12 protein-coding genes, 10 tRNA genes, 1 rRNA gene and 2 pseudogenes are annotated in these 16,538 nt (G+C 42.2%); 20 read left to right on the top strand and 5 right to left on the bottom strand.

The features are described from left to right. Positions 1 to 58: 58 nt before the first annotated feature. From NXM86_RS17240 to NXM86_RS17145, 20 genes and pseudogenes are all read left to right on the top strand, one after another. Entirely contained in the window at positions 59 to 316 is a 258-nt protein-coding gene (locus NXM86_RS17240; RefSeq protein ID WP_498958379.1) for a hypothetical protein, read from the top strand. Positions 317 to 388: 72 nt separating this feature from the next. Further along, a 5S ribosomal RNA gene (gene rrf, locus NXM86_RS17235) occupies positions 389 to 505 on the top strand. 152 nt (positions 506 to 657) lie between these two features. Next, positions 658 to 732, top strand: a tRNA-Asn gene (locus tag NXM86_RS17230). 1 nt (position 733) lies between these two features. Next, positions 734 to 806, top strand: a tRNA-Thr gene (locus NXM86_RS17225). 18 nt (positions 807 to 824) lie between these two features. Further along, positions 825 to 896, top strand: a tRNA-Glu gene (locus tag NXM86_RS17220). A gap of 12 nt (positions 897 to 908) precedes the next feature. Beyond that, positions 909 to 984: transfer RNA gene (locus NXM86_RS17215), tRNA-Val, on the top strand. Between the two features lie 156 nt (positions 985 to 1,140). After that, a tRNA-Thr gene (locus tag NXM86_RS17210) sits at positions 1,141 to 1,213 on the top strand. Between the two features lie 9 nt (positions 1,214 to 1,222). Beyond that, a tRNA-Tyr gene (locus NXM86_RS17205) sits at positions 1,223 to 1,307 on the top strand. A gap of 91 nt (positions 1,308 to 1,398) precedes the next feature. Further along, positions 1,399 to 1,473, top strand: a tRNA-Gln gene (locus tag NXM86_RS17200). Positions 1,474 to 1,617: 144 nt separating this feature from the next. Next, positions 1,618 to 1,690 (top strand) — tRNA-Lys (locus NXM86_RS17195). A 7-nt stretch (positions 1,691 to 1,697) separates the two neighbouring features. Continuing rightward, positions 1,698 to 1,769, top strand: a tRNA-Gly gene (locus NXM86_RS17190). Between the two features lie 20 nt (positions 1,770 to 1,789). Next, a tRNA-Ala gene (locus NXM86_RS17185) sits at positions 1,790 to 1,862 on the top strand. A gap of 165 nt (positions 1,863 to 2,027) precedes the next feature. Continuing rightward, the gene (gene rocF, locus NXM86_RS17180) at positions 2,028 to 2,930 is read left to right on the top strand and encodes an arginase (RefSeq protein WP_012748917.1); all 903 of its coding nucleotides are present in this window, start codon (positions 2,028 to 2,030) and stop codon (positions 2,928 to 2,930) included. Between the two features lie 159 nt (positions 2,931 to 3,089). Beyond that, positions 3,090 to 3,653, top strand: coding sequence for an RNA polymerase sigma factor SigW (gene sigW / locus NXM86_RS17175; RefSeq protein WP_041269551.1), 564 nt, complete (start codon positions 3,090 to 3,092; stop codon positions 3,651 to 3,653). Positions 3,654 to 3,666: 13 nt separating this feature from the next. Beyond that, complete coding sequence (gene rsiW, locus NXM86_RS17170; RefSeq protein WP_498958378.1) at positions 3,667 to 4,278, top strand: anti-sigma-W factor RsiW; 612 nt, start codon at positions 3,667 to 3,669, stop codon at positions 4,276 to 4,278. Between the two features lie 101 nt (positions 4,279 to 4,379). Beyond that, positions 4,380 to 5,201, top strand: coding sequence for a diadenylate cyclase CdaA (gene cdaA / locus NXM86_RS17165; RefSeq protein WP_498958377.1), 822 nt, complete (start codon positions 4,380 to 4,382; stop codon positions 5,199 to 5,201). Continuing rightward, on the top strand, positions 5,194 to 6,429 hold the full coding sequence (locus tag NXM86_RS17160) for a CdaR family protein (protein WP_012748921.1): 1,236 nt from the start codon (positions 5,194 to 5,196) through the stop codon (positions 6,427 to 6,429). The genes cdaA and NXM86_RS17160 overlap by 8 nt, the downstream gene beginning before the upstream one ends. Positions 6,430 to 6,457: 28 nt before the next feature. Further along, positions 6,458 to 7,804 (top strand): phosphoglucosamine mutase, encoded by a 1,347-nt coding sequence (gene glmM / locus NXM86_RS17155; protein ID WP_012748922.1) that lies wholly within the window; start codon positions 6,458 to 6,460, stop codon positions 7,802 to 7,804. A gap of 463 nt (positions 7,805 to 8,267) precedes the next feature. Continuing rightward, positions 8,268 to 10,069 (top strand): annotated as a pseudogene (glmS, locus tag NXM86_RS17150) (glutamine--fructose-6-phosphate transaminase (isomerizing)). A gap of 321 nt (positions 10,070 to 10,390) precedes the next feature. Further along, a complete protein-coding gene (locus tag NXM86_RS17145) occupies positions 10,391 to 10,870 on the top strand; it encodes a flavin reductase family protein (protein WP_003247648.1) in 480 nt (159 codons plus the stop codon). A gap of 916 nt (positions 10,871 to 11,786) precedes the next feature. Here NXM86_RS17145 and NXM86_RS17140 read toward each other — a convergent pair. From NXM86_RS17140 to NXM86_RS17120, 5 genes and pseudogenes are all read right to left on the bottom strand, one after another. Further along, a complete protein-coding gene (locus NXM86_RS17140) occupies positions 11,787 to 12,092 on the bottom strand; it encodes a transposase (RefSeq protein WP_498958376.1) in 306 nt (101 codons plus the stop codon). A 498-nt stretch (positions 12,093 to 12,590) separates the two neighbouring features. Beyond that, positions 12,591 to 13,592 (bottom strand): FecCD family ABC transporter permease, encoded by a 1,002-nt coding sequence (locus NXM86_RS17135; protein WP_081189343.1) that lies wholly within the window; start codon positions 13,590 to 13,592, stop codon positions 12,591 to 12,593. Next, a pseudogene (locus tag NXM86_RS17130) lies at positions 13,589 to 14,598 on the bottom strand (FecCD family ABC transporter permease). Before NXM86_RS17130 ends, NXM86_RS17135 begins: the two are co-directional and overlap by 4 nt. An 80-nt stretch (positions 14,599 to 14,678) precedes the next feature. Beyond that, the gene (locus NXM86_RS17125; protein ID WP_013399854.1) at positions 14,679 to 15,602 is read right to left on the bottom strand and encodes an iron-hydroxamate ABC transporter substrate-binding protein; all 924 of its coding nucleotides are present in this window, start codon (positions 15,600 to 15,602) and stop codon (positions 14,679 to 14,681) included. Between the two features lie 4 nt (positions 15,603 to 15,606). After that, on the bottom strand, positions 15,607 to 16,398 hold the full coding sequence (locus NXM86_RS17120) for an ABC transporter ATP-binding protein (RefSeq protein WP_081189345.1): 792 nt from the start codon (positions 16,396 to 16,398) through the stop codon (positions 15,607 to 15,609). Between the last annotated feature and the right edge of the window lie 140 nt (positions 16,399 to 16,538).

The following is a 16,538-nucleotide window of genomic DNA, read 5'->3' as shown; positions in this document are numbered from 1 at the left end:
AGTGGAGGCGAGCGCTTAGCGCCAAAAGGAAAATGTTCTTCCGACGAGACATGCTTGCATGTCGATGGAGGAAGGTTATTTTCCGCAAGGCGCTGCGAGCCGGAGCTGGACAAAGCGAAAAGCGGAGGACGCCTGTCTATCGGCGACACGCGCTGGAGGGCCCGTGAGGAGGCTGTTGCCGCCGCAACGGGACCGAAGCGTCGCGAGCCGATGGCGTCCGGAGCTAGACAGCGTACGTAAAGCAGAAGCGGCCGTTTCACTTCAAAAAGCTAGCCGCCTATGCAAAACGGCTTCTTCCAAACGGACGGTTATCTAGTTTTGAGGGAATGAAATTTCACTCTTGACAAGATTATTTATTTGGATATAATAATATTTGGCTGATAACTTGCCTAGTGACAATAGCGGAGAGGAAACACCCGTTCCCATCCCGAACACGGAAGTTAAGCTCTCCAGCGCCGATGGTAGTTGGGGCCAGCGCCCCTGCAAGAGTAGGTCGTTGCTAGGCAAGTTGAATATTCCAAAGCAGCTCAGTGGGAAGCAACGAGCCTAAGCTTCACCGAATAAGCTACGAGTTGCCTCGACACATCCAGTTTCTTTGAAAAAGCTTGTAGAGGAAGAGGCAACGAAAAAATTGAGTATAAACCAACAACCCGTTATTCCGCAGTAGCTCAGTGGTAGAGCAATCGGCTGTTAACCGATCGGTCGCAGGTTCGAATCCTGCCTGCGGAGCCATGCTTCCATAGCTCAGTTGGTAGAGCACTTCCATGGTAAGGAAGAGGTCACCGGTTCAAGCCCGGTTGGAAGCTTTCGTATTGTGATTTTTTGGCCCGTTGGTCAAGTGGTTAAGACACCGCCCTTTCACGGCGGTAACACGGGTTCGAATCCCGTACGGGTCACTTTCTTTTTGTGGAGGATTAGCTCAGCTGGGAGAGCACTTGCCTTACAAGCAAGGGGTCGGCGGTTCGATCCCGTCATCCTCCACCACGACATTTTTAATGCCCGCTTAGCTCAATGGTAGAGACGAGCCTAAGCTTCCGTGAATTCCCTGCGAGTTGTTCCGATGCATATCACTTCGCTGAATAAGCGAGAAGAGGAAGGGACACAAAAAATTAAGTATATATGTCAATACTTCTTTCTTATGCCGGCTTAGCTCAATTGGTAGAGCAACTGACTTGTAATCAGTAGGTTGCGGGTTCAAGTCCTGCAGCCGGCATCATAATATGGAGGGGTAGCGAAGTGGCCAAACGCGGCGGACTGTAAATCCGCTCCCTTTGGGTTCGGCGGTTCGAATCCGTCCCCCTCCACCACCTTATACATAGAGTAATTAGCTGAAATGAAGTATAATTTTTATGTTATGTGAAATAATATTTTCGGTAGCATTAGGTACTCCAATATTATTGGGCTATAGCCAAGCGGTAAGGCAACGGACTTTGACTCCGTGATGCGCTGGTTCGAATCCAGCTAGCCCAGCCATAATCTCATTAATTAGCTCAGCAGGGAAGCAATGAGCAAAGCTTCTATGAGTTCGCTACGAATTGTCCCGACGCATCCTGCTTCTGTGAATTAGCTAGAAGAGGAAGAGGCAACAAAAACATGGAGTGTTTTCATTTACTACATGAGCCATTAGCTCAGCAGGTAGAGCATCTGACTTTTAATCAGAGGGTCGGAGGTTCGAGTCCTCCATGGCTCATTGTCATGCGGAAGTAGTTCAGTGGTAGAACACCACCTTGCCAAGGTGGGGGTCGCGGGTTCGAGTCCCGTCTTCCGCTCTTTTACAACAAGATAGTTTGGGGCCTTAGCTCAGCTGGGAGAGCGCCTGCTTTGCACGCAGGAGGTCATCGGTTCGATCCCGATAGGCTCCATCGATATAACATCCCACTTCGTTTTTTCCGAAGTGGGATTTTTGTTTATTGTGATTGCAGACTGTTCTTTTTTTATAAGAATAAATATTCAAAAAACTGTCGAGTTGAGTCAATATGATATTTTTGTCTACAATTGAAGTAGCACAATGGGAAGGAGAGGGAAACATGAAGACGGTATCGATTATTGGTGTACCGATGGATTTAGGGCAGACACGTCGTGGTGTAGATATGGGGCCGAGTGCCATGCGTTATGCAGGGGTAATCGAGAGGTTAGAACGTCTTCATTATGAAATTGAAGATCTAGGCGATATTCCAATTGGAAAAACAGAACATCCTGATGATGAAGGATCACAGCCCAACTTACGAAATTTGAAAGCGGTTGCAGAAGCAAATGAAAAATTAGCAAAAACAGTGGACGAAGTGATCAAAAGGGGGCGCTTCCCTCTCGTGTTGGGCGGTGATCATAGCATTGCCATTGGTACATTAGCTGGTATTGCGAAGCATTATAAGAATTTAGGAGTTATTTGGTATGACGCCCATGGTGATTTAAATACGCCAGAAACCTCTCCATCCGGAAACATTCATGGCATGCCACTGGCTGTGAGTCTTGGTTTAGGACATCCGTATTTGACGAATATCGGCGGTTATAGCCCAAAAGTGAAACCTGAAAACATTGTTCTTATTGGCATTCGCTCTCTGGACGAAGGGGAAAAGCAGTTAATCCGTGAAAAAGGGATTAAAGTATATACGATGCATGAAATAGATCGTCTCGGCATGACGACAGTAATGGAAGAAACGATTGCATATTTAAAAGAACGAACGGATGGAGTGCATTTATCACTTGATTTAGACGGACTTGATCCGAACGATGCACCGGGAGTGGGTACGCCAGTTATCGGTGGTCTTACTTATCGTGAAAGCCATTTGGCAATGGAAATGCTCGCAGAGGCAAAACTAATTACATCAGCGGAATTTGTAGAGGTGAATCCGATTTTAGATGAGCGCAATAAGACTGCTTCTGTTGCTGTAGGATTGATGGGGTCCCTTTTTGGAGAAAAGCTGGTGTAACGGTGTAAAAACAGCAGATTTTACAGAATCTGCTGTTTTTATTTTGCTTAGGAAAGATTAGGCGGATATGATAAAATAAATGGTGCATGTTTGCATGAAACTTTTTTTATTTGTGAACGTAATACACTGTAGCCGCAGTGAGCGGGGGTACGTATTATTATGGAGATATTTGTGAAAAAACGTATAAAAGCGGTCAAAAAAGGCGATCAAAATGCCTATGCTGATATTGTAGATCTTTATAAAGATAAAATATACCGTTTATGTTATCGTATGCTAGGAAATCGCCATGAGGCGGAAGATGCTGCGCAAGAAGCGTTTATCCGCGCTTATGTTAATATTCATACGTATAATCCAAATATGAGGTTTTCCTCGTGGCTTTACCGAATTGCCGCCAATTTGGCGATTGATAAGATTCGGAAGAAAAAACCGGATGCCTATTTAGACGAAGAGATAAGCGGTACTGATGGGCTTACGATGTATTCACAGCTTTCCTCTAGCGAAGCTTCTCCGGAAGAAACATTAGAAAGTTTGGAGCTACAGGAAACAGTACAGAAAGCAATTGAACAACTTCCAGAAAAATATCGTAGTGTTATTGTATTGAAGTATATAGAAGGGCTATCATTACAGGAGATTAGCGAAATTTTAGACTTGCCGCTCGGCACGGTAAAAACGAGACTTCACCGTGGCAGAGAAGCGTTGCGAAAGCATTTGGGTCATTTATGAGAGGGTGAAGAACATGAAATGTCCGCATAACATTGTAAACCTTATGCATGATTTTTTAGATGGTGATATTGGGCCGCATGATGAAAAAATATTAAGGGAGCATTTGCAGCAATGTTCAGCATGCGCTGATCATTTTAATGGACTAGAGAAAACAGTCGCGTTCATTCAGCATGTGTCCCATCTCACCCCTCCTTCGGATTTTACGGCCCGTGTGATGGCACAGCTACCGAAAGAAAGAAAGATGATTCGTGTTAGAAGGTGGCTGCAAACCCATCCGTTTATTACCGCTGCATCGTTATTTATGATGTTGACGATAGGCAGTCTATTTACCACATGGAACGCACAGAAACAATTTTCTGTTTCCACACATGAAAATGTCATTATTCGCGGTCATACTGTCATTGTTCCGAAAGGAGAAGTCGTTCAAGGAGATATTGTCGTTCGCAACGGTTCTATAAAGATAGAAGGGAAAGTCGAGGGCAATGTCACCGTGATTCATGGAGAAAAATATTTAGCTTCTGCAGGACAAGTAACAGGAGAAATTGAAGAAATTAACCAAGTATTTGAGTGGATTTGGTATAATATTAAGGAACGAATCAAGGATGCGGTGGAAGCGTTCGAATAGAGAGCCATCTTTTTTGATGGCTTTTTTATATGATATGTTATAATAGAAGGGTTGTTTCAATAAAATTATGTTTGAATTAGAATGATAAAGGAAGTGTGAAAATGCCTTTCGGAGAGCTCCCGATTTTAAGTTATTTAGGCAAGGCCGTCGATATTCTTGTTGTTTGGTATGTTATATATAAATTAATCATGATGATTCGCGGGACGAAGGCAGTCCAGCTTCTAAAAGGAATTATTCTTATTATACTAGTGCATATTGTTAGTAACTTTCTCGGTCTTAACACGCTGCAATGGCTAATGGATCGAGCAATCACATGGGGGTTTCTCGCTATTATTATTATCTTCCAGCCGGAATTGCGGCGTGCGCTTGAGCAAATAGGACGGGGAAAGCTGTTTTCTCGAAGCAGCTCGAATGAGGACGAAGAGCAAGTAAAAATGGTTGAAGCGATTATTAAAGCGACGGAATATATGGCAAAACGGAGAATAGGCGCGTTAATTTCCATTGAACGGGAAACAGGAATGGGAGATTATATTGAAACAGGCATTATTTTGAATGCCCGTATTTCCTCTGAACTATTAATTAATATTTTTATCCCTAATACTCCGTTGCACGACGGGGCTGTTATTATTCAAAAAAACCATGTCGCAGCAGCGGCCTGTTACCTGCCGCTTTCAGAAAGCCCTTTTATTTCGAAAGAGCTTGGGACTCGGCATCGCGCTGCATTAGGAATTAGTGAAGTGACAGATAGCATAACGGTTGTTGTATCAGAAGAAACCGGTGCGGTATCGGTCACAAAAAACGGGGAGCTACACAGAGATTTAACCCCGGAGCAGTTTCGGGAGTTGCTTACAAAGGAGCTAGTGCCATCCACAAAGGCGACTTCCTCATCCCGTTGGCAATGGAGGGGGAAGAAACATGGATAAGTTAATGAATAATCATTGGTTTATTAAAATATTTTCTTTACTGTTAGCGATTATGCTTTATATGTCGGCCAATATTGAGAAAGAAACAAAATCGGGAGTGATTACCCGCAATACGGTAGGACAAGAGGATACGGAAACAATGACAAATGTTCCTGTAGTGGTTTATTATGATGAGGAAAATTTAGTTGTCTCCGGTATTCCAAAATATGTGAATGTCACTTTGCAAGGGCCTGCAAGTATTGTTAAGCCGACTGCTTTACAGCGCAATTTTGAAGTGTATATCGACTTAACGAATTTACCATTAGGAACGTATACCGTTCCAATTAAATATAAAGATATATCTGATAAACTAAAGGTCAACATCCACCCTTCAGTCGCAAAAGTAACGATTCAAGAAAAAGTTTCTAAAAATTTCCCTGTCGGGGTTGATTTGATCAATAAAAATAAAGTGCCCGAAGGCTATTTGATTGAAAAGCCGATTGTCAAACCAAACGCCGTTACTATTACGGGTGCCAAAGAATTAATTGAAAGTATATCATCGGTAAAAGCTAGAATTGATTTAGATAGGGCAACAGATACCGTAACAGAGGAATCGAGCGTAACCGTTTATGACAAAAGAGGCAACGTACTTAATGTAGATGTCCAGCCTTCCGTAGTAGAAGTAACCGTTCCGATTAAAAGCCCAAGCAAAACGGTTCCACTGAAAATTAATCGGACAGGATCACTGCGAAAAGGATTAAGTATAGTAAAAATAGAAACCATCCCAAATCAAGTAACTATTTTTGGCTCAAAAGAAAAAATCAATTCCATTGAATTTATTGACGGTATTACGATTCATTTAGATGAAATTACAGAAGATAAGACATTGGAAGTGAATGTTCCGTTGCCTGCAGGAGTAAAAAGTGTGGATCCTTCTAAAATAAAAATAGTCATTGATGTACAAAAAGAAGAATCGAAAACATTAAAAGATGTACCGATTCATGTAGTAGGATTAGGAGATCAATATACGGTTGATTTTGTAGATCTGCAAGAAGGGGCGATGGATGTTCAGCTTTATGGGGCACCGAATGTATTAAGCGATATAACAAAAGACGATATTCAATTATATATAGATGTTAGTGATTTAGGCGTTGGTGAACATGAAGTAAAAGCGGAATTAAATGGTCCACAAAATATCAAATGGCAATTACCGAAAGAAAAAGTAAAAATTAAAATTAATGAACGATAATTTCATTTGCGTAAGGAGAGAGTGTATAATGGGTAAATATTTTGGCACTGATGGTGTTCGTGGAGTAGCGAATCGTGAGTTGACGCCAGAACTGGCATTTAAAATAGGCCGCTGCGGCGGTTATGTATTAACAAAAAGCGAAGAACGGCCAAAAGTATTAATTGGTCGTGATACACGTATTTCTGGTCATATGCTTGAAGGAGCGCTTGTCGCTGGGCTGCTTTCTATCGGGGCGGAAGTGATGCGCCTCGGTGTGATTTCTACACCAGGTGTTGCTTATTTGACAAAAGCGTTGGGAGCGCAAGCGGGAATTATGATTTCCGCATCACATAACCCTGTTCAAGATAATGGAATCAAGTTTTTTGGTCCAGACGGCTTTAAACTTTCCGATGAACAAGAACAAGAAATTGAAGCGTTGATTGATAGCCCGGAAGATATGTTGCCAAGACCGATAGGAAAAGCATTAGGACAAGTGAACGATTATTTTGAAGGCGGTCAAAAGTATTTGCAGTATTTAAAACAGACCATTGACGAAGATTTTTCCGGATTGAAAATTGCGCTCGATTGCGCGCATGGAGCCACTTCATCTCTTGCTACCCATTTATTCGCCGATTTGGAGGCGGATGTGGTTACAATGGGTGCATCACCGAACGGTCTTAACATTAACGAAGGAGTTGGCTCGACACATCCAGAAGCATTAGCGGCGTTTGTGAAAGAAAAAGGAGCAGATGTTGGACTTGCCTTTGACGGCGACGGGGATCGCTTGATTGCGGTAGATGAATACGGAAATATTGTGGATGGCGACCAAATTATGTACATTTGCGCGAAATATTTAAAAGAAACTGGCCGTCTTAAACATCAAACCGTCGTTTCCACTGTGATGAGCAATCTCGGATTTTACAAAGCGCTTGAGGCGCAAGGAATTCAAAGTGTACAAACAGCTGTTGGCGACCGTTATGTCGTAGAAGAAATGAGAAAAAATGGTTATAACTTAGGCGGAGAACAGTCAGGGCATATTATTTTCCTCGATTACAATACAACAGGAGATGGATTGCTAACGGCATTGCAGCTTGTGAACATTATGAAAGTCAAAGAAAAACCGCTTTCTGAGCTTGCCAGTGAAATGAAAAAATATCCGCAACAGCTGGTAAACATAAAAGTAGCGGATAAGCATAAAGTAATGGAAAATGAAAAAGTAAAAGCTGTTATTCAAGAAGTGGAAGCAGAAATGAACGGAAACGGCCGGGTTCTTGTTCGTCCGTCTGGAACGGAGCCGGTTGTACGTGTGATGGCAGAAGCGCCGACGGAAGAAGCATGCCGGAATTATGTCGAACGGATCGCCTCTGTCGTTCGCGAAGAAATGGGAGTCGAATAAAATAAAACGCTCATAACTAACCTATGTATAAATGGAACATTCTGTTCTATTTATGCATAGGTTATTTTATGAAATAATTCTAACAGTTGACGCTTTTAAAGACGTACTGTAATATTATTTTGTTGTTATTCTAAAAAGAAAGGTGGGTAGAGGTTTTTCATTTGCATTTTTTAAAAAGCGCCTGGACTAAGCGTGGACGGAAAAACGCTTAGTTGACGAGGAGGAGGTTTATCGAGGTTTCGGCGGATGCCTCCCGGTTGCTGCGATTACAACCGCAAGTCCTTTCTTAAAACAAAGAGGTGACTCTTTGGACAAAGGGAAGGATATAATCGCAAAAATACGGAAATGGGGAGTCTGTCCGCGCAAAAGGGGTCAGACACCTGACAACGTTCCTTGACAAAAAAATAATAGAGGAATTCCTTTGTGCGACAGTCTTCCTGAATATTAAGGAGGATACGGATCTATGTGTGGAATTGTCGGTTACATCGGTCAACATGACGCGAAGGAAATTTTATTGCGCGGATTAGAAAAATTAGAGTATCGCGGGTATGACTCTGCAGGTATTGCGGTATTAAACGATGAAGGAGTTCAACTTTTTAAAAAAAAAGGTCGGATCGCTGATTTGCGGGCTGTCGTTGATCCTAACGTGAGCGGTACTCTTGGAATCGGCCATACACGCTGGGCAACACATGGTGCTCCGAGCCGCATCAATGCGCACCCGCACCAAAGTGCTTCTGGCCGTTTTACGCTGGTGCACAACGGGTCATTGAAAACTACGCGCTTCTTAAACAGGAGTATTTACAAGATGTGGCGTTAAAGAGCGATACGGATACGGAAATTATCGTGCAGCTTGTTGAAAAATTTGTAAACGACGGTCTTTCTGTCGAAGAAGCGTTCCGCAAAACATTAACATTGTTGAAAGGTTCTTATGCCATCGCAATGATTGATGCGGAAAATCAAGAAGTTATTTATGTCGCAAAAAATAAAAGCCCGTTGCTTGTCGGACTCGGCAATGGTTTCAATGTTGTGTCGAGCGACGCGATGGCGATGCTGCAAGTGACAAAACAATTTGTCGAGCTTATGGATAAAGAAATGGTCATTGTGACAAGAGAAAGCATTACAATTAAAAACTTAAACGGTGACATTATTGAGCGCGCTCCATATACAGCGGAGCTAGACGCAAGCGATATTGAGAAAGGAACATATCCGCATTACATGTTAAAAGAAATAGATGAACAACCGTTTGTCATGCGCCGCATTATTCAAAAATATCAAGACGAAAATGGTCAGCTTACGATTGATCCAGAAATAGTCAAAGAAGTGATCAATGCGGATCGTTTATATATTATCGCTTGTGGTACAAGTTATCACGCGGGGTTAGTCGGAAAACAATTGATCGAGAAATGGGCGAAAATCCCTGTTGAGGTACATGTCGCAAGCGAGTTTTCGTACAATATGCCGCTGTTGTCTGAAAAACCGCTATTCATTTACATTTCTCAAAGCGGGGAAACAGCGGACAGCCGTGCGGTGCTTGTCCAAACGAAAGAACTTGGCTACAAAGCGATTACGATTACGAACGTACCAGGTTCTACTCTTTCCCGTGAGGCGGATTATACGTTATTGCTTCATGCCGGCCCGGAAATCGCTGTTGCATCAACAAAAGCATATACGGCCCAAATCGCTGTGCTTGCGATTTTAGCGACAGCTGCGGCGAAAGCAAAAGGCATTGCGCTTGACTTTGACTTGAAAAAAGAGCTTGGTATTATCGCCAACGTAATGGAAATGTTGTGCGATGCAAAAGAAGAAATGGAAAAAATCGCTCTCGAGTATTTATCAACAACGCGCAACTGTTTCTTCATCGGCCGCACTGTTGACTATTATGTATGCTTGGAAGGCGCGTTAAAATTAAAAGAGATTTCTTACATTCAAGCAGAAGGATTCGCTGGCGGAGAATTGAAGCACGGTACGATCGCTCTTATCGAAAACGGCACCCCAGTAATCGCCTTGGCGACACAAGAGCATGTCAACTTAAGCATTCGCGGCAACGTTAAAGAAGTTGTTGCCCGCGGCGCCAACCCTTGCATCATTTCGATGAGAGGCTTGGAAACAGACGAAGACCGTTACATCATTCCAGCGGTTCATCCAATGCTCACGCCGCTCGTTTCCGTCGTGCCGTTGCAGCTCATCGCCTACTACGCGGCACTGCACCGCGGTTGCGATGTCGACAAACCACGCAACTTAGCAAAGAGCGTGACGGTCGAATAAAAGATAGAAATACGCGTCTCGTATTTGTTAAGTGACAAAAAAGTTGTATACTGGGTCTTTTAAAGAGGGTGTCCCATTTTCTGCTTTTGGGACACCCTCTTTTTTAAGGAATATCCTTCCATTCTCTTTTCCAATAAAGGATTATGCCATCTGTCGTTTTCTTGAAAACTTGTGTTCGGCCGCTGTATTCTAAGTTGTGAAATTTCCCTTGTCTCCTAAAAATAAAAAGCTGGACATATATTATTAGTTTGAATAAAATGGAAAATAAGAACATTTACACAACTGAAAAACGCGATTTTTACGGAAGGAGGAGTTCCATACATGGATGCCAAGGCGAAAAAAACGGCTTTACGCGGAATTACATACGGTTTATACATTGTCGGCACAAAAGATGAAAATGGCGCTGCCAATGCTTTTGCGGGAAACTGGCTGACACAAACGTCTTTTAATCCTCCATTGGTAGCGGTTGCAGTGAAAGTAGGCACCCGTTCCCAAGAGCAAATTGCCAAAAGCGGCGTATTTAGCGTCAATATTTTAGAAACAGGCCAAAAGGATATGGTCACCGCTTTCTTTAAATCTTTAGAACCGGAAGGAAATAAGCTGGCAGGGTACGAATTCTATACTGAAGAAACAGGATGCCCGATTTTTAAAGATGCGCTCAGTTTCTTTGAATGCAAAGTTGTTGAAAAAGTAGAAAAAGGCGATCACTATATTTATGTAGGCGAAGTAATCAATGCGGGTGTGCATCGGGAAGGCGATCCGCTGACACTCAAGGAAACCGGATTTTATTACGGGGGGTAATTTGGGGACTCCCAACGTATAAGCCAGTTATAAGCGGTTGCGAAGGGAACGGATATGAAAACCACTGCATGTATGGGATGAAGCAGGCTTTTTCCGCCTGCTTCATCCTTTTAACATATTTACCGAGAAGTCTCCCACCTCTAAAACAGAGTGTAGGTGGGAGATGATGTTGAGTGACAAAAAAGTTGTATACTCGATTTTGATTAATTAAAATTTTTAGGGCGACGATTTGAGTATTTATTTTTTGGCTCTGTTAATCAATACTGTTGATTAATTTAAAAAAGTAAAAGCGACCATACTAAGAAAGGTCGCTTTAAAAACTATCTTATACTTTTTGCGAAGTTTTTATAAAGCGAATTAAAATTGCAGTTCCTATAATGTTTGAAATTATACTTATTCCAATCAATACACTCCATATAGGGGTAGGCAAGGTAAGAGTTAACGATAACATTAAGAAAACAAAACCAAGTAACACGAAAACAAAACCTATATTTTTATTATTCAAATTCAACACCTCCCATTTGTATATTGTAGCAAATATTTGCAATTATTTAACACAGCCTTTGTAAAAAATGCTTTAAGGAGAAGTCTTTTGATTAACAAAGGACACAGAGCCATTCGCTTATAAAAAATATTTATTTTTAAAGCCATATTTCATAAAATATAGAAAATAATCATTTAAGGAGCATTCCTGTTAGAAAGGTTTTCGGGGACTTGAAAGAAAAAAGCCCTCTTGGTATGTGGACATATCCCTGTCAAGTAGACAGTGTTTAAAAAGACCCTCTCATTAGCTTCATCCATCATAGTTGATTGGGCTTTGTCAGTGTCAAGGAAATCACTTGACACTGACAGCCCATCAACTAATTGGTAGACAAGCTGATGGAGGAGCTATTCTAGTCATCCGTGATTCCTTGTGTTATGCACATACCTTCTTTCTGTATTGTACAGGGCTAAGATATGTGAGTTTCTTTTGAATGCGCCTATTATTATAAAACTCGATATATTTATGAACAGCTGCTTCTAGGTCATCCATGGAGTGAAATTCCCCAAGATATATACATTCTGTTTTTAGATGGCTAAAAAAGTTTTCTATACAAGCATTGTCTAAACAGTTTGCTTTTCTAGACATACTTGGAATGATACCATGTTGTTGAAGAGCTGCGTGGTATTCATGGGATGTGTACTGGAACCCTTGGTCACTGTGTAAAATGGTTCCATTCACATCCCGTTTTTTTATTGCTTCGTCTAAGGTATCAAGAACTAGCTGAACATCATTTACATTATGACTGTACGTAATTTAAATTCAAAACTATAGCTTTTGTATTTTGCATTTGATTTATCCAAAAAAATCCCTCCTGTATAGCAGTGTGTCCTTTTTCTACACTGTCTACACAAGAGGGATAATATCAGGGGATATTTTTATAAAAAAATGTAACCAAGTATTTATCCATATGAAAAGTTTAAGTCCTTTTCCCGGATGCCGGCGACCGAACAACACCGCTTCTTAGCTGATTCATATTCGTTCAGCGGATCGTTGTTCGGTTTTGGTCGTAAAGCCAAAGTTACTGTCTCCGACAGCCGAAATATTCTTCTGATGGTTAACCAAAGATTGCCTGTATTTTTTGGCCCTATATTCATGATGGTGTGCGTTTATATTGCAATGTGACGGTTGGACAGGACGGATGTCAAACAAGATGCCGCTGATTGCTATGGCAGAACATTATTTTCTCAGTAATAAATAAATAAAATATGGCGCGCCGATTAAAGAAACGATGATGCCTGTTGGAATACCGTCTGCTATATTGCGCCCGATGGTGTCAGCGAATAATAAAAGCCATCCGCCCATCAGAATTGCGATCGGGATAAATAGTTGGTTTCTCGGTCCTATTAATGCTTTTGCGATATGCGGAGCCATTAGGCCGATAAATGCAATTCCTCCGGTGACGGAAACGGCGGTAGCGGCTAGCGCAACAGCAGTGATCATCAATAAAATGCGCTCTTTTTGAATTTCTAATCCGACTCCGATTGCCATCGGTTCATTTAATTCTAATATATTCAACCGGTTTGCTTTGTATAATGTCAATGGTATCAGGACAATTAACCATGGAAGAATGGCTAATATAAACGGCCAATCATCACCCCATATATTTCCGGCCAGCCATTTGGCGATAAAATCTACTTTTGTCCGTTCGGCAGAGGAAATGAGCACAATCATGGCCCCAGAAAGCGCCATGGAAAATCCAACTCCGATAAGCACCAACCTTACTGGCTGAAATCCTGCGTTTCGGTTATATGATAGCAAATAAATGAAACACGCCGTCAGTAAAGCGCTAATAAAGGCGATAAGCGGAATCAAGTAAGCAAAGGAATTCGACTGTATAGGGAAAAACAAAAAGAACACCGCCACTCCAACGCCGGCGCCAGAATTAATGCCTAAAATGCCGGGATCCGCTAAATCGTTCCGAGTGATTCCTTGCAAAATAGCGCCTGACAACGCGAGGGCCATCCCGGCCAGCAGTGTGATCACAATCCGCGGCAGGCGGATGGAAAATAAAATAAATTCTTCTTTAAACGTACCTTGGCCGAAAAGGACGGGAATCAGCCGGTCATAAGATAGGGAGGAATAACCTGTTCCCATCCCGATCACGATTGTTGCCATGATCAATATCAGTAAAATAACGAGAATCCGCCGTTGTTTTTTGATTAACGCTGATTGAATCATGAGAGTGTTTTCCCCCCTTTATGAACAATAAACAGGAAGAAAGGCAGGCCCATGATCGCAACGATTGCCGCCACTGGCGTTTCATACGGTGCGTTGATCGTCCGGCCAAGTGTATCAGCCAAAAGCGTCAAAGTCGCTCCTAAAATCGCTGACATTGGCAGGATAAAACGGTAATCCGTTCCCACCATTGCCCGAACAATATGCGGCACCATTAAACCGATGAACGTCATATTTCCGGCAAGCGCCACCGAAGCGCCAGTGAGCAGGATAATGGCAAAGAATAGGATCGTTTTTATTTGCGTCGTTTTTTGGCCTAACCCGACTGCCACTTCTTCATTGAGGCTAAGAATGGTCAGCTGTCTTGAGAAAAAAAGCGAAATAAGCATGCCGATTGCAATAAAGGGAACAATGACTTGAATCTGACGCCATGAAGTTCCGATAAATCCTCCTGCCGTCCACATCGACACATCTTTTGAAATTTTAAAGTAAATGCCGACTCCTTCTGAGATTGCGTATAAGAATGTGGAAACAGCAGCGCCGGCTAGCACCATTCGAAGTGGTGAAAAGCCTTCTTTTTTCATCGCGCCAATGCTGAAAACCATCATCGATCCGACAGCTGCCCCGATAAAACAGGCAATCGTGATGCTAAAATAATTGGCCGAGGGAATGAAGCCATTGTAATGGCCAATGCTGCATTGGCGCCGGCTGTTAATCCAAGCAGGCCAGGATCAGCAAGCGGGTTTCTCGTGATCCCTTGCATAATCGCACCGGAAGTGGCTAATGCGGCTCCGACAAATACCGCAGCAATTTCACGTGGCAGGCGAAGCTCGCGAATAATTAAAATTTGTTCATTTTTTACATGGGAAGTGAGGGCAAGCCAGACATCTTTGATGGTCGTATTTGCCGCGCCTAGCACCATAGCGATCAAAAACATCCCGACAAGCGCAAAGATGGCAACAATGAACTTATAGATAAACGGGATCGACTGTTCCGTTTTTGCCGTCATGTTTATCCTCTCTTTTCTTTTTTCTTTGGAACACTTAAACGAGGAATTCTTAATGTTTAAGAATTCCTCGTCTTTTCCGTTTACTCACCTAAAAAATGTTTTTTAAAGAAATCGAGCTGGTACTCTAGTGTGATCGGGTCATTAAAATAGAACTCTTTCGCATTTGCCTCAAACACCCGGTGGTTTTTTACTGCTGGAAGGTTTTTGTATGTTTCCGTTTGCTGGAATGAAGTGTCGCCGTCTGGATTTTTGCTAATGATTAAATAGTCGCCGGCGAACTGAGGAAGCGCTTCTAATGACAGTGCATAATAACCTTGTTTTAATGCCATTTCTTCCACTTTTTTAGGCATTTTTAACTTCATTTCTTGATAAAGAATTTCAGTACCTCTTCCCCAGTTATTTCCAAAAACATAAAGTTGTTTATCGAAGTTTTCGATGACAGAAACAGTGGCATTTTCGCCAATTTTCGCTCTTATTTCTTCTCCGGCTTGTTGCGCCCGTTTTTTAAAGTCATCGATCCATGCTTTCGCCTCTTTTTCTTTATTTAACAGTTTGCCGATTTCTAAAAATTGTGTTAAGTAGTCAACTTTTCCGTACGTATATGTGACAGTTGGAGCAATTTTGCTTAATTTATCGACGTTCTTTGTGTTAGACAACCCAATAATCAAATCTGGATTTAATTCTATGATTTTTTCGATATCTTCGTCAGTCACTACCTCGGCATTTTTCAGCTTGTCTTGAAAGCGAGGGTTCATTTTCGACCATTGATCGACACCAACGATATTGACGCCTAAGGCCATCACATGGCCGGCGAAAGAGGACAGCACAACCACACGTTTCGGATGGGCAGGAACCTCGATTGGCCCGTTTTCGGATTGATACGTAATCGTTTCTGGTTCCTTTTCTTTTGCGGCGGAATTGTCTTTATTTTCAGTTGTCTTGCCGCCGCAAGCGCTCATTACTAGTACAATCAGCACGATGAAGGGGATCAACAGTTTTTTCATTTCTTTATTCTCCTTTCAGTAAGTGATATGTCAGGCATATTGGTTTGTTCGTCCGAGGGTCTCGCCCGATTTCGGCATCAATATGAAATACTTGTTTGAGCACATCACGTGTCATCACTTCGTCGCCGTTTCCGGCTTTCACAATTTTTCCGTCTTTCAAAGCGATAATATAATCCGCAAAACGGGCCGCTTGGTTTAAATCATGAAGAACCATGACGATCGTCCGGCCTTGTTCAACGTTCAGTTTTTGCAATAGCTCCAATACTTCAAGCTGATGGGCCATATCTAAATAGGTAGTCGGTTCATCAAGGAAAATAATGTCCGTTTCTTGGGCAAGCGCCATGGCGATCCACACACGCTGGCGTTGCCCGCCAGACAGCGAATCGACAGGGCGGTATTTAAACTCGATCGTCCCTGTTACTTTCAGCGCCCAATCAATGACTTCGTAATCTTTTTTCGTTAAGTGTCCGAATCCTTTTTGGTAAGGAAAGCGGCCGTAGGAAACGAGTTCTCCGACTGTCAGCCCGCCTGGACTTTCCAGTGTTTGGGGAAGAATCGCCATCTTTCTTGCAAGGATTTTTGTATTTTCATGGAAAATTTGTTTTCCATCTAAAACGACTGTTCCTGATTGAGGAGTTATAATCCGCGTCAATGTTTTTAAGAGGGTGGATTTGCCGCAGCCATTCGGTCCGATAATGGCTGTAATTTTTTGATCAGGAATTTGGATGTTCAAATTTTTTATAATTAACTGTTCATGATAGCCAATATTTAAATCCTTCGTGTACAGGCGAACCATGGATTTCACCTCCTGTTCTTGAAAAAACGGTTAATAACGATAATCATTATCAATATAGTACATTATACAATGTAAAGAAATTTGTTAAGATTGTCAATAATCATATTGTAAAGGAGGAGAAAAAGAGATATATTTTATTG

This window comes from Geobacillus sp. CX412 (assembly GCF_027942335.1).
Taxonomy (GTDB): domain Bacteria; phylum Bacillota; class Bacilli; order Bacillales; family Anoxybacillaceae; genus Parageobacillus_B; species Parageobacillus_B toebii.
This window is presented reverse-complemented; position numbering and strand designations above follow the sequence as displayed.